Source organism: Prosthecobacter sp. (genome assembly GCF_014879935.1).
Lineage (GTDB): Bacteria > Verrucomicrobiota > Verrucomicrobiia > Verrucomicrobiales > Verrucomicrobiaceae > Prosthecobacter.
In genome coordinates, this window is sequence record NZ_JACSRD010000129.1 from 1 (window position 1) to 16,166 (window position 16,166).

Below are 16,166 nucleotides of genomic sequence, written 5' to 3' on the forward strand. Positions count from 1 at the left end.
TCACTGCTCGCTTTCGCCGCTGTCATCGATTGGATGCAGCCGCTCAAGAGGTTTTAAAACACTGCCTAAATTGTGGGCGAATCTGATTCGCCAACAGTTTTTATGGGATGACCGGGTTGACTTGAGGAAGTGGGCACGAGTTCACTGACATTCAGGCTCTTGATTTCACCCATAGATGGAAGCGAAAAAGCCGCGAGGGGTCAAGCCTTGGCTGTGGCGGGTCGTCGAGGCTGCGAGCGTTTGGAGGCGATGTCTCGCGTCATCACCTCGGTGAACTCAGACCTTGCTCCCTCAGATTGCCGCCTGTTTGCGGTCATGGGAGTTCGTCGCCTGGGTCGGGGGCCACGTTGGGAATCCGCGTCATGATGCGATCAAACTCCGCAAAGTCAGCTCTTGCCGCACGCTCGCGAAGATAATCCATGGTGGCAAATGAGGAGAGTTTTTCTGCCGCCGCACAGACGAGAAACTGGTTCAATGAATAGCCATCCTTGGCAGTCAGTTCTTCGATGCCGTCGCGGAGTGAGTCGGGAATGTCGATGGAGAGTGTAGCCATAAATCAGGGGCGGATAAGTTTTAGCGCTTCGGCTGGCGTGACCGTTCGTATGCCAAGCGATTCACAGCCACTAAAGTGGCGAAGATTGTTTGTGATGATGTATGGCGTGCCAGCCGCAAGAGCCACCTCCAAAACCATGTCATCTCCAGGATCAATGAGGTAAGGACGCCATGTGAAATAGACCTTTTGCTGGACAGCCAAGGCACACAGGACATCAACGACGACTCCAATGCTCCGCGCATCAAGCGCAGGCACCACCCCAGGCCGGGTGGCAACATCCTCATACTCCAGAGCCAAGGCGACCGATAAAGCGATCTTGATTCGCTTGGCTCGGATAGCTTGGAGCACGGCATAGCTGGCCCCCGCACTGGAGCGCAAGGCAGAGATGAGAGTGCTGGTATCAAAAACTGCATACATCTGGTGAGAATCATCAATGAAACGGGCAAGCCCACAACGAAATTGTTCGCTCCCGTGCTGGTGGCCAGCATCGGACCGATGGGAGCTACAAAGCCACGAGAGGTCAAGGCTTGGCTGTGGCGGGTCGTCGAGGCTGCGGGCGTTAGGAGGCGCCTTGCGTCATCACCGGGGCCAAACCAGACCTTGTCTCCCACAGATTCAGGGAGGCCCACAGATTGGCTCCAAAATAGAAATCTGCTGACCTCCCTGAATCTGTGGAAAATCACAAACCGTGCGAGGCAGACGGATCAAACCGCTGATTAGACGCTAATCAGACGCTGATGTCAGAGGTTTGGGATCAGCGTCTTATCAGCGGTTAAAGATCACCCATCTGAACGCAGAGCTGCCAAACCCAAAATTCTGCCGCAGATTCAGGAAAACCGAAGATGGAGTTGTTGGGTCAAAAAATCTGTGGCTTCCCTGAATCTGTGGCAAACCCCTCTTCACAGCGGCATTGATTTAGAACTCGTCTTTCCCCACACCTCATGATCTCCCTCCTCCTCATCGACGATCACTTTGTCGTCCGCAGCGGCCTCGTGGCCTCGCTGGAGCTTGAGGACGACCTGAAAGTCGTCTGCGAGGCGGATCGGGGCGAGGACGCTTCGAGGCTTTTTGCCCAAACGAAGCCCGATGTCGTGCTCATGGACATCCAACTGCCCGGGATCAGCGGCATCGACGCCACCGCCGCGCTGCTCCGCGAGCATCCGGCCGCCCGAGTGCTCATTTTCTCCACCTTCGCCCGCGACGACGAGATCCACACCGCGCTCAAAGCCGGAGCCCTCGGCTACCTGCAAAAATCCTCCACCCGCGACGCCCTGCTCGCCGCCATCCGCAGCGTCGCCCGTGGCGAGCGCTCTTTGCCCGCCGACCTCGAAAAGCGCCTCCAGGACCGTCTTTCCGAGCCCGAGATCACCCCCCGCGAACGCGAAATCCTCACCCTCGTCACCCGAGGCAACGCCAACAAGGAAATCGCCTCCATTCTCGGCATCGGCGAGGACACGGTGAAGCAGCACGTCAGCCGCATTCTCATGAAGCTGAAGGTCAACGACCGCGCCCAGGCGACAGCGGAGGCCATCCGCCGCGGTTTGGTGCAGGTGTGACCGCGATTGATCGAAGCCAGCAAAGGTTCCTTCACCCGTTCGGAAACGCCTTCATCGGACGTTTGATTGACAAACTACGAGTTATTTCGTATTTCATGCCGCCATGCCTGTTCGCTCGTCCAAAATGCCCACCGAGGCAGAAATGGAGATTCTTCAGATTCTCTGGGAACGTGGTCCCTCGACCGTGCGTGAGGTGCACGAGCTTGTGAACGAGCCTCGCGGCACGGCTTACACCACGACGCTGAAGGTGATGCAAGTCATGCATGAGAAAGGCGTGGTCACGCGGGATGACTCGGAACGGTCCCACCGATTTAGCGCCGCCATCGACCGGGAAAAAACGCGGCAAAGCATGCTCAAACAGCTCATCGACCGTGTCTTCGGCGGTTCGGCAGAAGAACTGGTGCTCAGCGCGCTGGGCGCGGCAAAGGTGAAGCCGGAGGAATTGCAGCAGATCAAGGAGCTGCTGGCGAAACAGGGCGGCAAAGGAGGCGGAAAATGAACGTGTGGGTGCATGATCCGCTGCTGCACACGCTCGGTTGGGTCGTGGTGCACCTCATCTGGCAGGCCACCATGGTGGCCGCGGTCTTGTGGGGTACGAACCGCATGCTGAGCCGTGCTTCAGCTCGCAGCCGTCATGCCTGCGCCTGGCTGGCGCTGCTCGTGTGCGCGGCATTGCCGCTGATCATCGCGACACGCTTTCTGAACCACTTTGACAATCAACGCGGCATCGTCCAAGCCGTCGCAGAGGCACCAAGGGAATCGCAAACTCCGGGTGTGCATGTCATGCTTCGCTGGCGTGGCCCCGTGCCGGTGCCTCGCGTGACGGTGATTCTGACCGTGGAGCAGACGCAGGTGGTCTTGAAGATTTTTCCCGTGCTGGCCGGACTATGGATGATCGGAGCCCTCTTCCTGCTCTGGCGTTTCCGCCGGGGCTGGTCGCTCCTGCTGCGACGGCTCGACAACGCTGTGATCGCTTCGCCCGAGACGCTGCAAGTGCTGGCCGAAGTCTCCAAATCCATGAACAGGCAGCGCCCTGTCGAGTGCCGGCAAAGTGCCCTGGTGCAGGCACCGGTCGTCGCAGGCGTTTGGCGGCCGATGATCGTCGTTCCGGCTCATTTTGACGCCGCATTCCCGGATGAGCAGCGACGCATGCTGCTGGCGCATGAGCTGGCGCACATCATCCGTAGCGATCCGTGGTGGAATGCTTTGCAGTGCCTTGTCGAGGCGTTCCTTTACTGGCATCCGGCCGTCCTGTGGATCTCGCGATGCATCCGGCACGAGCGTGAGTTGTGTGCGGACGAGCTGGCGGTGCGTCATTTGAATGACCGCTGCAGCCTCGCGCGTGCGCTAGGTCATCTCGCCGAATCCTGCAGCAGCCGGGCTTGCCTCGCCGTCGGCGCCAACAGCGGCAGCCTGCTGCGTCGTGTGCAGGTGCTGCTGGGGGGGGTGTTCCCGCTGCGGTTGCAAGCCGGACGCCTCGCGCTCGCGCTGGTGGCGCTCTCCATCACGCTTCGTCTCGGCTTCGAGGCACATGCTGGCGCTGTGCCGGCATCACGCGATCTCATTTCAAGCTCCGACAGGCCTCGCTGAAATCCACTTCTCAACCTCATTTCCGACATGAAGCGGCTCACCCTCCTTCTTCTCCTCTTCGTCGCCCGTCTGGCACATGCCTATGATGCGAACGCCAATCAGCAAAGCGACATCTGGGAGATTCTATACGGTGCCTCGAATCTGCCTGCGCTCGTCGATTCGGATCTCGATGGCTACTCAAACACACTGGAAAGCCTCGCGGGCACGAATCCGCTCGATGGGGCCGATTTTCCGAATTCCGGGCTCACGCCGGGCCTTGCGGGCCAGGTGCAGCTTTCGTGGCCAAGCCAGCCGGGAAAGCGTTATCAGCTTTTTGGCAGCCCTGACCTCAATCCGGCGAATTTCATGCTCCTGGAGACTTACACCGGCGATGGCGCCTCGATGCTCGAATCGCTCTCCACGGCCTCGCAAAGCCGCTGGTTCTTCAAACTGGCCGCGGATGATCTCGACAGCGATTCCGACGGCCTCAGCGACTGGGAGGAGCATCAGATCGGCTTCAATCCCCTGCTCAACCATAGCGACCGAAATGACACGGCTGACCTCACGCGGGTGCAAAGCACGCTGAACGCCACGAGCACGATCACCATGGGCCTCATTGATGGTGACATGCGGGAGGACTGGCCGGACAAAGGCGTGATCTCCATCCGCCGCAGCGGCGGCCTGAAGCCGCTAACGGTCAATGTGACCTTCACCGGCAGCGCCACGCGGAATGCGGACTACATGGCGAGCATCCCGGCAACGCAGGTGACCGTGCCATTTGGCGCACGCGAGACGTGGATCCAGCTCTCGCCGGTAAACGATGCCTCTTTGGAAGGCATTGAGGACATCGTGGTGACGGCGACCACAGGCACAGGATACACGCTTGGCAGCGTGACGAGTGCCACGGCGATGCTGGCAGATGCTTCTCCCCTGCCCTCGGCGAAGGAATCGGCCCGTTTCCTCATTCAGGCGGCTTTTGGTCCCGATCAGGATGACAGCGACGGCGATAGCGTGCCTGAAAACGTCGAGGAAGTGATGTCGATGGGCCTCGAAGCTTGGATCGATGACCAGTTCACGCGCCCGATCGGCTACATCCAGCCCTACGTGACGTGGGCGCTGCAATACGCCAACGCGATGGAGCTTTACGGCAACTACAAGGAGCACTCGTGGTGGCGGCGTGCGATGGGTTCGCCGAAACTGCGCCCGGATTCCGCGACGGACCAGCTTCCCGATCCGCTGCGGCAGCGCGTGGCATTTGCTCTCAGCGAGATCTGCGTCACCTCCGACCGCCCGGAGACACTGGCGGTCGATTACGAGGGGATGGCGCATTACTACGACATCTTTGAGCGTCATGCCTTCGGCAACTACCTCGATGTGCTCAAGGAAGTGGCGATGCATCCGGTGATGGGCGTTTACCTCAGCCATCTCGGCAATCAGAAGGCCAATCCCGCGCTCAACCTGCATCCCGATGAGAACTTCGCGCGAGAGATCATGCAGCTCTTCAGCATCGGCCTATGGAAACTGGAGACCAACGGCGTGCGCAAAACCTATCCCGTGGGCCATCCCTATGCCGGGCAGTTCATCCCGACCTACAGCAACGCGGACATCACGGAACTCGCACGCGTCTTCACCGGTCTCACTTGGGCGGACAGCATCGGCTTCAACCCCAGCAATCTCACCAACGGCGACCGCCTGCACCCCATGAAGATCTGGGACGCCTACCACGACTGCGACGCGAAGACGCTGCTCGGCGGCCTTTCATTGCCCGCCCGCACCGCGAGCCCAGGCAACACCGGCACCGCAGGCGCTCTCGACATCGACGCGGCCGTGACCAACCTTTTCAATCATCCAAATGTCGGCCCTTTCATCGCTTTCCGGCTGATCCAGCGTTTCGTCACCTCCAATCCGAGCCACGACTACATCGGCCGAGTGGCGGCGAAGTTTAACAACAACGGCAGCAACGTGCGCGGCGACATGAAAGCCGTGATCAAGCAGATCCTCATGGACCCGGAGGCGCGTGATCCGGCGATGATGGACTCCCCCACCTTTGGCAAGCTGCGCGAGCCTTTCCTGCGTGTGGTGAATCTGGCCCGCGCCTTCAATGCGGCATCGACTTCCGGGCATTATCCGCTGGACCAGTTCAATCTCGACCATCTGCAAGACCCGCAAAACTCGCCCAGCGTCTTCAATTTCTTCCTGCCGAATCACAGCCCGCCAGGGCCGGTGACGGAGATGGGTCTCGTGGCACCCGAATTTCAGATCCTGAACGCCAGCTCCGCCATCACCGGCGCAAACTACTTCCTCCAAGCCATCGGCGACAACTCGCTGCACCGCTGGGGAAGCGGCACACCGGAATACAACGTGCGGCTGAACCTCGACCCCGAGATTTCGAGGATTGTTCCCGCCGTCACGATCACTCAGGATGTCCCTGATGTGGGCGGCATCATGGACCTCGACGCCCTGATCCGCCGTTACGATCTCACGCTCATGGGCGGCACGATGAGCCCGCAGCTCTTCCAATGCATCCGCGAGTCCGTCGATCGCATCAAGCCACCGGACTACCAATGGCAGTGGCACCGCGAACGCCTCCGCCAGCTCATCAACGCCATCGTCACCTCCGCCGAGTTCAACGTGATGCGGTAAACCCGGCCATGCACACGCTCATGACTCCTCCTCAGCCAATGGCGGCCGACTTTCATGCCGGACAAGCAGCACACGAACCGTCCTTCGTGCCTTATCAATCCAAAACAACACCCGCCAGCCACGCCCGGACTGCCATGGGCGAAACAGCATGCGCCGCAGAGTCACCTCAGGATGCCATTTGCCATTCTCGGCAGCCAGCGCATGACGCTCAGGAGTCCGAGCGAGCAACTTTAGCGACACTCGCAGTTCTCGGAGCCAGCGTTCCGCGAGGGCATCTCCGTCAGGCCGCACCTGAGTTTCAAACCAGAGAACCTGTTCGTCGATGGAATCAATGGCCTCGGGAGACAGCTCCACTTGATAGCTCATGCAATGGCACCTGCACGCCGCTCATCCCGACGACGGAGAAGTGTTTCAAAAGCCTCTTCGATCTGGACGGCCTCAGTGCCTGCCGCGCAACCTTCCACCGCAGACTGCAACCTTGCATCCATGCGTTTGTCATACGCCTCCCAGTCCATTCTGGCCTCGGCGGTGCTCAAAGGCATCTCCGCCACGCCGCTGGACATGGCGTGGTAATGGACAGGCTCCTCACGAACGACCGGTTTCATGCCCGTAGAGTAGCATGACGCACCGCTTTTCCGCAAACAGCAATTCTCGCCGCCTCTCAACACCATGATCACCTTTTCCCAACATCGCCGTCAGTTCCTGGGCCAGGCCAGTTGTGCCGCGGTGAGCTCCATTCCGGTGCTCAACACGCTGCTGAACCTCTCCTTTGCGGAAAAGATCTCCGCAGTCACCGCACCGACGAACAGCGACTATCGCGCCCTGGTCTGCGTCTTCCTCTCCGGGGGCAATGACAGCTTCAACATGCTCGTCCCGCGCGAGGCCTCCGCCTATGCGCAGTATCAAACCACTCGCTCAAACCTCGCTCTGGCACCCGGGTCACTCATCGACATCCATCCCACGGGCCAACCGACCTTCGCCGTGCATTCCGGCATGCCGGAGGTGGCAGCGCTCTTCGAGGCCGGAAACGCGGCTTTCGTGGCCAATGTCGGCACGCTCATCGAAGCGGTGCAGAATCGCACGCAGGTGAACACGCTCGCGAAGCAGCTTCCGCTCGGTCTTTACTCGCACTCGGATCAAATCGAGCAATGGCAGACCAGCATGCCGCACCAGCGTTCCGGCATCGGCTGGGCCGGCCGCACCGCGGATCTGCTCCAAGGACTTAATGCGAACGTGAAAGTGCCGATGAACATCTCCCTCGATGGCAGCAATGTGTGGCAGACGGGCAACAACGTGGCCGAGTATGCCATCACCACCGGCGGAGCCGTCGCATTACAGAACTACAAGTTTGGCTGGCAGCAGTATGACACCGGCAGCCAGGCGCTCAGCCAGGGTGTGGACAGCCAGCTCGCGCTGCAATACTCCAACGTGCTGATGCAGACCTTCAACACCCGCAAGAAGGCGGCGCTTGATGCCTACGATGCCTTCACCACAGCGACTTCCGCCGCCTTGCCCGGCGGTGTCACCTTTCCCGGGACGTATGTCGGTTCACGCCTTCAAATGATCGCGAAGGCGATTCAAGGTCACGCGCATGCTGCGCTCGGGGCCGTCCGGCAGACCTTCTTCATCAACTTCGGCGGCTGGGACCATCACAGCGGCGTGCTGGGCTATCAGAGCCAGATGCTTCCCCAGGTCAGCGCGGCCATCGGCGCCTTCTACAATGCACTCACGGCCATGGGCATGCAGAACAACGTCACACTCTTCACCGCGTCGGACTTTGGCCGCACACTCACCAGCAACGGCCAGGGCAGCGACCACGCCTGGGGTGGCAACCAGCTCGTCGTCGGCGGTAGCGTGGCCGGCAAAAAGATCTACGGCCAGTTCCCCAGCCTCGCGTTGAATCCGCAAAGCGGTCCGGAACAGAACCCGCTCGACACCGGCAGCGGTCGCCTCATTCCCACGACGAGTTGCGACGAATTCTTCGCCGAGCTCGCCCTCTGGCTCGGCGTGTCGCCGACCGATCTGCCCCTCGTGCTGCCGAACATCGGCAACTTCTATTCGCCCGGCAGTTCCACCCCGCCCATCGGTTTCATGGCGTGATGACATCCAAGAACACCGTGCATCAGTACGTCAGCCGCATTTTGATGAAGCTGAAGGTCAGCGACCGTCTTCCGGCGACTGCGAAGGCCATCCGACGCGGGCTGATGCAGGCGTAGAACGAACTTCCAAGTTCGTTGGCCTCGAAACGAACTTGGAAGTTCGTTCTACGTCGCCCCTCACGAAAGTGGGGTGCCGGGAATGCTGAAAACAGGCCGCCATTCGCGTTCATAGGCGCATGACTTCCCACCGAGTCCTATTCGCCCTTTCAGCCCTCTCCATCCTGCCCGCCGCAGCGCAAAACGACAGCGGGGGCAATGACGCGTCTGACAAGCCTGCCTCCTCACCCGTGATGCAGTGGCGTTTTGATGATGGCGCGGAACCGGGGCCACGTTCGCCGACGTATCCGAGCTTCTCCGAAACAAACAAGGCGCGGAAGTTTGATGTGAAATCGCCCATCAAGGTCGCTGACAGCCCGGAACTGCGTTTTGGCCTGAATGAAACGATCACGCTGGAGGCCTGGGTGAAGGTCGCGGATGCCTCGGGCACGCCGTACATCATCGGGAAGGGCCGGCTCGGCACGAAGGAGTTCGGCGCGAACAATCAAAACTACGCGTTCCGGCTTCAGCATGGCAAAGAGGGCTCGCAGATCGGTTTTTTGTTTCATAGCGCCGATGTGCCGGGCACAAAGGGCGACTGGCATCGCTGGTGGTCGAAGGACACGGTGCCCACGGCGGGCTGGCATCATGTGGCGGTGACTTACACCTACGGGAAGCCAAAAAGCATCAAAGGCTTCATCGACGGTCGCGAGACCGACGGCACCTGGGACATGGGCGGCGCGACGGATCGTGCGCCGGTGACCGATGGCGACGCGGTGGTGATCGGCAATGGCTCGACGATGGCCGAATCGCACGCGTTTGAAGGCTGGCTCGATGATGTGGCCATTTATCGCGGCCCCATCGACACCGACGCGCTGAAGGCGAAGTATCAATTCATCCCGCCGCCTCCGCCGGTGGCGAAAAAAGACGTGCCCGCCGGTCGCGTGCTCGTGCAACTCGCCGAGGAAGGCATGCCCGACGCGAACGCGTGGCCCAGCGAGCCGCCGAAGGTCGGCGAGACCTACACCGAGGACGTTTTCGGCTTCTTCGACGTGCCGCAGAAGTATGTGGAGACCGGTGTGCGCGGTGATCGCCATGTGCCGTTCCTTTTGCGTGCCGCAGCGAGCGTGACCTTCCCGAAAGGCAAGCATCGCCTGCTGCTGCGGGCCCGTGGAGCCACGAATCTCTACATCGATGGCAAAAGCATGCTCAAGACGCCTTTCCCGCCGAAGGACAGCGACGGCCATCACCTCGTCGCCGATCAAAAGGACTACCTCGACCTCGGTCCCGACTTCCGCTTCGTGCCGCCGGGCAATCGCGAATCGTGGTGCGAATTCGAAGGCACCGGCAAACCGCAGTTCATCGTGCTGGAGACGCTCGTGGGCAGCTACGTCGGCAAATCCATCCGCCGGCCCGAACTCGGCGAAACGATCGTCGCGTGGTCGAAAGAAGGCTCGCAGAGCTGGCAGCTCATCTCCGCTGGCAAACGCAGCGTGCCTTACAACGACGCCGAATGGGCCGCGTATGAAAAAGAGCGCACCGCGCATTACGAAGTCGTGAATGACAAACGCCGCGCCGAACTCCGTGCAAAGTCCGATCCTTACTGGAAGACACGCCGCGATGCCGCGCAGCAGTGGCTGGCCAAAGCCGGCGATGTGAAGGTGCCCGAACTGCCCGCAGGCCTGCCGCGCCTCAATGACATCGACAACTTCATCGGCGCCACCATCGCCAAAGTGAAGTCGCAGACCTCGCATCAGGGCAGCGTGGACTTCTTCAAGCAAGTACAGCCCATTCTCGAAACGAAGTGCCTCGAATGCCATCGCGGTGGCAAAGCCAAGGGCGATCTGCAACTCGACACACTCGCAGCTGCGATCAAGGGCGGCGAAAACGACGGCGCAGCCATCACACCCGGCAAACCCGACCACAGCGCCATCTTGAAGCGTGTCGTGTCCACTGACGAAGACGAGGTCATGCCACCCAAAGGGGCAAAACTCACCGCCGCCGAGGTCGAGGCGCTCACGACGTGGATCAAGGAAGGTGCCGTGTGGCCGGAAATCCGCGCCGATCGCACCGAAGTGACTTCATTGACGGATGATCTGAGCTTTTTGCGCCGCGTGTATCTCGACGTCGTCGGCGTTCCGCCGTCGCTCGAAGAGATCGCGGCCTTCCAAAAGAATCCGGACCGCAAAGCGCTCATCGACAAAGTGCTCGCCGACCCTCGCTGGGCCGATCACTGGATGGGCTACTGGCAGGACGTGCTCGCGGAGAATCCGAACATCCTCAATCCCACGCTGAACAATACCGGCCCCTTCCGCTGGTGGCTCTACGAATCGCTGCGTGACAACAAGCCGATGGACTTCTTCGTCACCGAATTGCTGCGCATGAAGGGCAGCGAGCGTCTCGGCGGGCCGGCTGGATTTGCCACCGCCTCGCAGAACGATGTGCCCATGGCCGCGAAGGGCACCATCATCGGCAGTGCCTTCCTCGGTGTCGAAATGAAGTGCGCCCGCTGCCACGATGCCCCCGCCGCGAAAAGCACGCAGGAGGACCTTTTCAAGATCGCCGCCATGCTGAACTCGAAGGAGATCGAGGTGCCGCTCACCAGCAGCGTGAACCCGGATCGATTCAAGATGACCGGCCGCAAGCCGCTCATCAGCATCACCCTCACCGTCGGCACCAAGGTGAAGCCGCAGTGGTCGCTCACCGAGTTCTGCGACGAGTCCGCCGCGAAGCTCGCCGAGCATCCCGACGACACCCGCGATCAACTCGCCGCCCTCATCACCGCACCGCAGAACGAACGCTTCTCGCAGGTCATGGCGAACCGTCTTTGGGCCCGCTACATGGGCCGCGGCATCGTCGATCCCGTCGCCGATTGGGAAAAGGGCAAACCTTCTCATCCCGAGCTGCTGAAATGGCTCGGTCGCGAGTTCGTGCGTGGCGGTTACGACATGAAACACCTCGCGCGGCTCATTTTGAACTCGCACGCCTATCAACGCGCCACCGACACCGAATTGAAGGAAACCAGCCCGCTCTTCGCCTCGCCCGCACCGCGTCGTTTGATGGCCGAGCAGATCGTGGACGGCCTCTTCTCCGCCACCGGCAAGCCCTTCCGCACCGAAGAAGTCTGCCTCGACATCGACAACACCCGCGACCTCAAAAACGCCATCCACATGGGAAAACCTCGTCGTAGCTGGATGCTCACCAGCACCAGCAACGAGCGCGACCGCCCCAGCCTCAGCCTCCCGCGCATCCAGGCCGTCGGCGATGTCCTCAGCGCCTTCGGCTGGCGCGGTGCCCGTCAAGATCCCACCAGCGTCCGCGATCAAGCTCCGAACGTCCTCCAGCCCGCCATCATCAGCAACGGCACCGTCGGCGTCTGGCTCACGAGACTCAGCGACGACCACGGAGTCACCCAACTCGCGCTGCAGAAGCAAACCGTCGATCAACTCGTCGATAACCTCTATTTGAAGCTCCTCACACGCTTGCCGACGAAGGAGGAGAAGGAGCTTTACGTGAAGCATCTCACGCCGGGGTATGAAACCCGCGGTCAGAAGTCAGAAGTGAGAAGTCAGACGTCCACTCGCTCGCGTGAAAAGTATGTGAGTTGGTCGAATCACCTCGACGCCGAAGCCACCCTCGTCCGCCAAGCCCAAGAAGCCGCCGCCCGCAAAGGCGAGCCGCCCACCGCGAAGCTCAATCCCGAATGGCGTCAGCGCCTCGAAGACATCCTCTGGGCCATGCTGAACGCACCGGAGTGGGCATTTAGTCCGTGATCTCATCTCTTGAAACTTGGAACCTGAAACTTGAAACTCATCCGACCATGAAACGCCGCTCCTTCCTCACCTCCGCCGCCGCGCTCGGTGCATCGCCTTTGTTTGCCAATACAACGCCTGTCCACACACCGAAGGGCAAGGCGGAGCATTGCATCTTCATCTGGCTCGGCGGTGGCATGGGGCAGATCGACACTTTTGACCCGAAGGACCTCGGGGAGAACCTCAGCAAGCCATCGAAGCCCGGGTCGCTCTACAATTCCATCGAGACCAGCGTGCCAGGCGTTCGACTCAGCGAGCATCTCGGCAAGACGGCGAAGCTGATGGAGCATGCAACGGTGATGCGCACGGTGAACCACCACGTCATCGACGAGCACGCGTTCGCGACGAATCTCGTGCACACGGGGCGCATGATCTCCGGCAACGTGACCTATCCGAGCGTCGGTTCGATCATCGCGCATGAGCGTGGGGCGGCGGACAAGAATGTGCCGGCATATATTTTGATCGGCTATCCGAACGTCAGCCGTGGGCCGGGCTTTCTGGGTGCCAAGGCGGGCTACGTTTATCTCACGGACACTGAAACGGGCCCGGCGGGCTTCACGCGGCCGGACTTTGTCGATAATGACCGTGCAGCCGTGCGGCAGAAACTGCTGCAGCCCCTGATGGCGCGTGCCCTGAAGAGCAGCGCGGCGGCCGATTACCAGATGGCTCAGGAAGAGGCGCTGCGGCTCGCGGGACCGGGCTTCATGAAGCATTTCAACCTCAAGGAGGAGCCTGCGTCGCTGCGAAATGAGTATGGCGGTGAGTTTGGCCAGCGCTGCCTGCTTTCGCGTCGTCTGGTGCAGGTGGGCGTACGTTTCATCGAGGTGTCCCACAACCTCAATTTCATGAACGGCACGGGCTGGGACATTCACAACGAAGGTTTCAAGAACCAGCACCTGCTCATCCAGGAACTCGACACGGCGCTCGCCGCGCTGATCCGCGACTTGAAGGACAAGAAGCTGCTCGACAAGACGCTCATCGTCGTCGCCACCGAATTCGGCCGTCCTCCGGAGTTCGATGGCCGCGGCGGTCGTGGGCATCAGGGAACAGCGTTTTCCATGGTTCTGGCCGGTGGCGGTTTGAATCACCGTGGCGCGTATGGCGTGACCGACGAGCTCGCGAAGAAGCCGGTGGAGAACCCGGTCTCGCTTGTTGATTTCCACGCGACCATCCACGCCGCGATGGGCATTGATCCGGGGCATGAGCTCATGGACGGCAGCCGCCCTGTGCCGATCACAGATGGTGGCAAGGCGGTGGCAGCGTTGTTCGGCTGAGCGCCGCGCAACTCAGGAGCCCCGAGAAGGTCGCAAACATAAACGCGCATTCATCTGCGCGTTCAGGATGTGTTTAGCCACACGGGATTTTCATGACCACAGGCAGTTCAGCCTGCTCCCCGGCCATGAACCTCCCCCGCACCTCCTCCCTGCGTTCCCTTTTCACTGCTGCTGCCCTCGCGGCATTCACTCCACCGCCAGCATCCGCTGAAGGCATCGGCATCGAGCCACCTTACACGGACTTTCATGTTCCCAGCACACTCGCAGGGCAGTCCTATGCCGCACGCATCTGGGACGATCTGCAAAGGCGGAAAGACGCGCTGCTTCCAATCACGCTCGGTGCCTGGCACTGGTGGCGCATCCCGACCGGCGGTCCAGGCAGCGATGGCTACGGTTCATCGTCACTTCCTGGCACCTACTATTACTACCTGATGCTCGATCCGTGGTGGGAGACAGGCCACGAAGCGATCCAACGCGTCGGGTTGCACACCGAACTGCGGTCTCGTGAAGAGAATGCCTTTCGCGGCTCCAACGACGCTCTTGTCTGGCTGTTTGAGATGTATGCGTGGGCAAGCACACCGGTGGGCGTGTTCAAGGCGGGCCAGATCCGACGCAAGTTCGGCATCGACTGGGATGGCAGCTTCTACGGCAATGTCGCCTACTACGACGGCTTCAAGCTGAACTCCGACATCGGTGTCTCGTGGGAACGCACCTTCTGGATCAAACCAAAGTTCAGCATCGATGCGCATGCCCAGTTCTTCCTTCGCGAGGACGGCATCAGCTCCGGTCTCGTCGGTGCCGATTCGGAGAGCACCTCCGTGTTTCGTCTGCAAAACAACGCCGTCTTCCGCATCGTGCCCACGTGGTGGTTCAGCCCCACCTCCAGCCTCGCGCTCGGCCTTTCCGCCTCCATCGGGCAGATGAAGGCCCGAAACGCCGCGCTCAGCGATCACGCGTTCTCGGCCTGGGGTGTCGATCTCACTTACACGCGGGGCAGATTCAAGGCTTACGTCGAGGTTTTGCAACGCAATGGCGCTGTGAATCCTGTGCGTTACGTCTCCGGAGGCATGAGTTCACAGACCACTGACTTCATCGTCGGCCTCAGTTACATCACCGGCCCGGTCACCTGGCGTGCGGCGTATTCGGCAGGCTTTGACCAAAATCCGGGCGGCCACCAGCAAATGTATGTTCCGGGTGCCACGATTGCGATCACGAAGAACATCGATCTCTACCTCGAATACGTGTTCTGGCGTGTCGCCGCCACCGGAGCCAGTGCCGTCACCTTTGAAAACGGCTTCCAGGTTGCGCTCAATTGGCGCTTTTGAACAAGCCGCCGCCTTCATCGCGTTATCACACGCGCATGAAACCCACCACGCTGCTCGCCGCACTCTCGCTTTCGCTCACTCTTGCCAACGCCGCCGATGAAGAAGGCTTTGTGCCCATGTTCAACGGCAAGGATCTCAGTGGTTGGGTGAATGCGAACTGCGCCCCGGAGACGTGGAGCATCAAGGACGGCGTCATTCATTGCACCGGCCTCCCCACGGGCGCACTGCGCACCGAGAAGCAGTATGAGAACTTCATCCTGGAGTGCGAATGGCGACACCTCACCAGCGGTGGCAATTCCGGCGTCTTCATCTGGGGCAGCCCCATCTCCGCGCCCGGCGTGCCCTTCCTGCGCGGCATCGAGGTCCAGGTGCTCGACCACGGCTACATGAAGCATGCCGATCCGAAAAAACCACGCTGGTTCACCACGCACGGCGATGTCTTCCCCATCCACGGCGCCACCATGGAGCCGCATGGCGACCACAGCGGCCAGCGCAGCTTTCCCAGCGAGGAACGCAGCAAATCCTCGCCCGAATGGAACCATTACCGCATCACTGGCAACAACGGCACGCTCACGCTCGCCGTGAACGGCAAGGTCGTCAGCGGCGGCGACAAATGCTTCTGGCGCAAAGGCTACCTCGCCCTCGAGTCCGAAGGCGCTCCGGTCGAATTCCGCAACGTCCGCATCAAGGAACTGCCCTCCACCGGTGCCACCGCCGCTGATTCAGCGCCGCTCGATCAAGGCTGGAAGCATCTCTACAACGGCCTCGACTTTCGCGGCTGGAAAGTCCCCGCCGGAGCCGAAGCGAAATGGAAAACCTCCAACTGGAACCTCAAACTCGAATCCACCGACGGCAAACTCGGCGAACCGCTGTGGAGCGAGGCCGAACTCGGCGATGGCGAGTTCATCGCCGACTTCCAAATCCTCAAGACTGCTGATCTGAACAAGGACTACGTCGGTCTCTGCGTACGCGGTAATCCTGATCCCGTCGTCATCATCGGCGCTGGCGACGCCCCCATCGTCTTCGGCCCCGACAAGGTGAAACTCGGCAAATGGTATCGCGTCCGCCTCAAACTCGATGGCAACAAGGCCACTGCCACTCTCACCGAACCGCAGGACGCCAATCCACAAACCGCCGAAGGACTCATCAAAGGCAGCGCCAAAGGCCCCGTCGGTCCCGCCGACCTCGGCCAGCCCGTGACTTTCGCGAACTTCTTCATTCACGAATAGCGCCGGGAGC

The 16,166-nt window shown here is 60.8% G+C and carries 12 protein-coding genes; 9 read left to right on the plus strand and 3 right to left on the minus strand.

All coding sequences use genetic code 11. The annotated features are described in order from the left end of the window. Positions 1–313: 313 nt before the first annotated feature. Entirely contained in the window at positions 314–553 is a 240-nt protein-coding gene (locus IAE77_RS10830) for a toxin-antitoxin system HicB family antitoxin (RefSeq protein WP_294226019.1), read from the minus strand. A gap of 3 nt (positions 554–556) precedes the next feature. Beyond that, positions 557–970, minus strand: a complete 414-nt coding sequence (locus tag IAE77_RS10835) for a PIN domain-containing protein (RefSeq protein ID WP_294226020.1) — start codon at positions 968–970, stop codon at positions 557–559. Positions 971–1,494: 524 nt separating this feature from the next. Here IAE77_RS10835 and IAE77_RS10840 point away from each other — a divergent pair. The 4 genes from IAE77_RS10840 (at position 1,495) to IAE77_RS10855 (ending at position 6,321) form a co-directional block, all read left to right on the plus strand. After that, positions 1,495–2,109, plus strand: coding sequence for a response regulator transcription factor (locus IAE77_RS10840; RefSeq protein WP_294226022.1), 615 nt, complete (start codon positions 1,495–1,497; stop codon positions 2,107–2,109). A 103-nt stretch (positions 2,110–2,212) separates the two neighbouring features. Continuing rightward, the gene (locus IAE77_RS10845; RefSeq protein ID WP_294226024.1) at positions 2,213–2,608 is read left to right on the plus strand and encodes a BlaI/MecI/CopY family transcriptional regulator; all 396 of its coding nucleotides are present in this window, start codon (positions 2,213–2,215) and stop codon (positions 2,606–2,608) included. Next, complete coding sequence (locus IAE77_RS10850; protein ID WP_294226028.1) at positions 2,605–3,699, plus strand: M56 family metallopeptidase; 1,095 nt, start codon at positions 2,605–2,607, stop codon at positions 3,697–3,699. Before IAE77_RS10845 ends, IAE77_RS10850 begins: the two co-directional genes overlap by 4 nt. A 27-nt stretch (positions 3,700–3,726) precedes the next feature. Continuing rightward, positions 3,727–6,321: a DUF1800 family protein gene (locus IAE77_RS10855; protein ID WP_294226031.1), complete on the plus strand. Its 2,595-nt coding sequence runs from the start codon at positions 3,727–3,729 to the stop codon at positions 6,319–6,321. Between the two features lie 362 nt (positions 6,322–6,683). On the opposite strand, the gene IAE77_RS10860 is transcribed toward IAE77_RS10855, so the two are convergent. Beyond that, positions 6,684–6,926: a hypothetical protein gene (locus IAE77_RS10860; RefSeq protein WP_294226034.1), complete on the minus strand. Its 243-nt coding sequence runs from the start codon at positions 6,924–6,926 to the stop codon at positions 6,684–6,686. Positions 6,927–6,990: 64 nt separating this feature from the next. Between IAE77_RS10860 and IAE77_RS10865 the strand changes: the two genes are divergently transcribed. The 5 genes from IAE77_RS10865 (at position 6,991) to IAE77_RS10885 (ending at position 16,156) form a co-directional block, all read left to right on the plus strand. Beyond that, a complete protein-coding gene (locus tag IAE77_RS10865) occupies positions 6,991–8,421 on the plus strand; it encodes a DUF1501 domain-containing protein (protein WP_294226037.1) in 1,431 nt (476 codons plus the stop codon). A gap of 235 nt (positions 8,422–8,656) precedes the next feature. Continuing rightward, positions 8,657–12,289 (plus strand): DUF1553 domain-containing protein, encoded by a 3,633-nt coding sequence (locus IAE77_RS10870; protein WP_294226039.1) that lies wholly within the window; start codon positions 8,657–8,659, stop codon positions 12,287–12,289. Between the two features lie 47 nt (positions 12,290–12,336). Continuing rightward, entirely contained in the window at positions 12,337–13,602 is a 1,266-nt protein-coding gene (locus IAE77_RS10875; RefSeq protein WP_294226042.1) for a DUF1501 domain-containing protein, read from the plus strand. 125 nt (positions 13,603–13,727) lie between these two features. After that, positions 13,728–14,927, plus strand: a complete 1,200-nt coding sequence (locus IAE77_RS10880) for a hypothetical protein (protein ID WP_294226045.1) — start codon at positions 13,728–13,730, stop codon at positions 14,925–14,927. A gap of 35 nt (positions 14,928–14,962) precedes the next feature. After that, positions 14,963–16,156, plus strand: a complete 1,194-nt coding sequence (locus IAE77_RS10885) for a DUF1080 domain-containing protein (protein WP_294226048.1) — start codon at positions 14,963–14,965, stop codon at positions 16,154–16,156. The last annotated feature ends 10 nt before the right edge of the window (positions 16,157–16,166 follow it).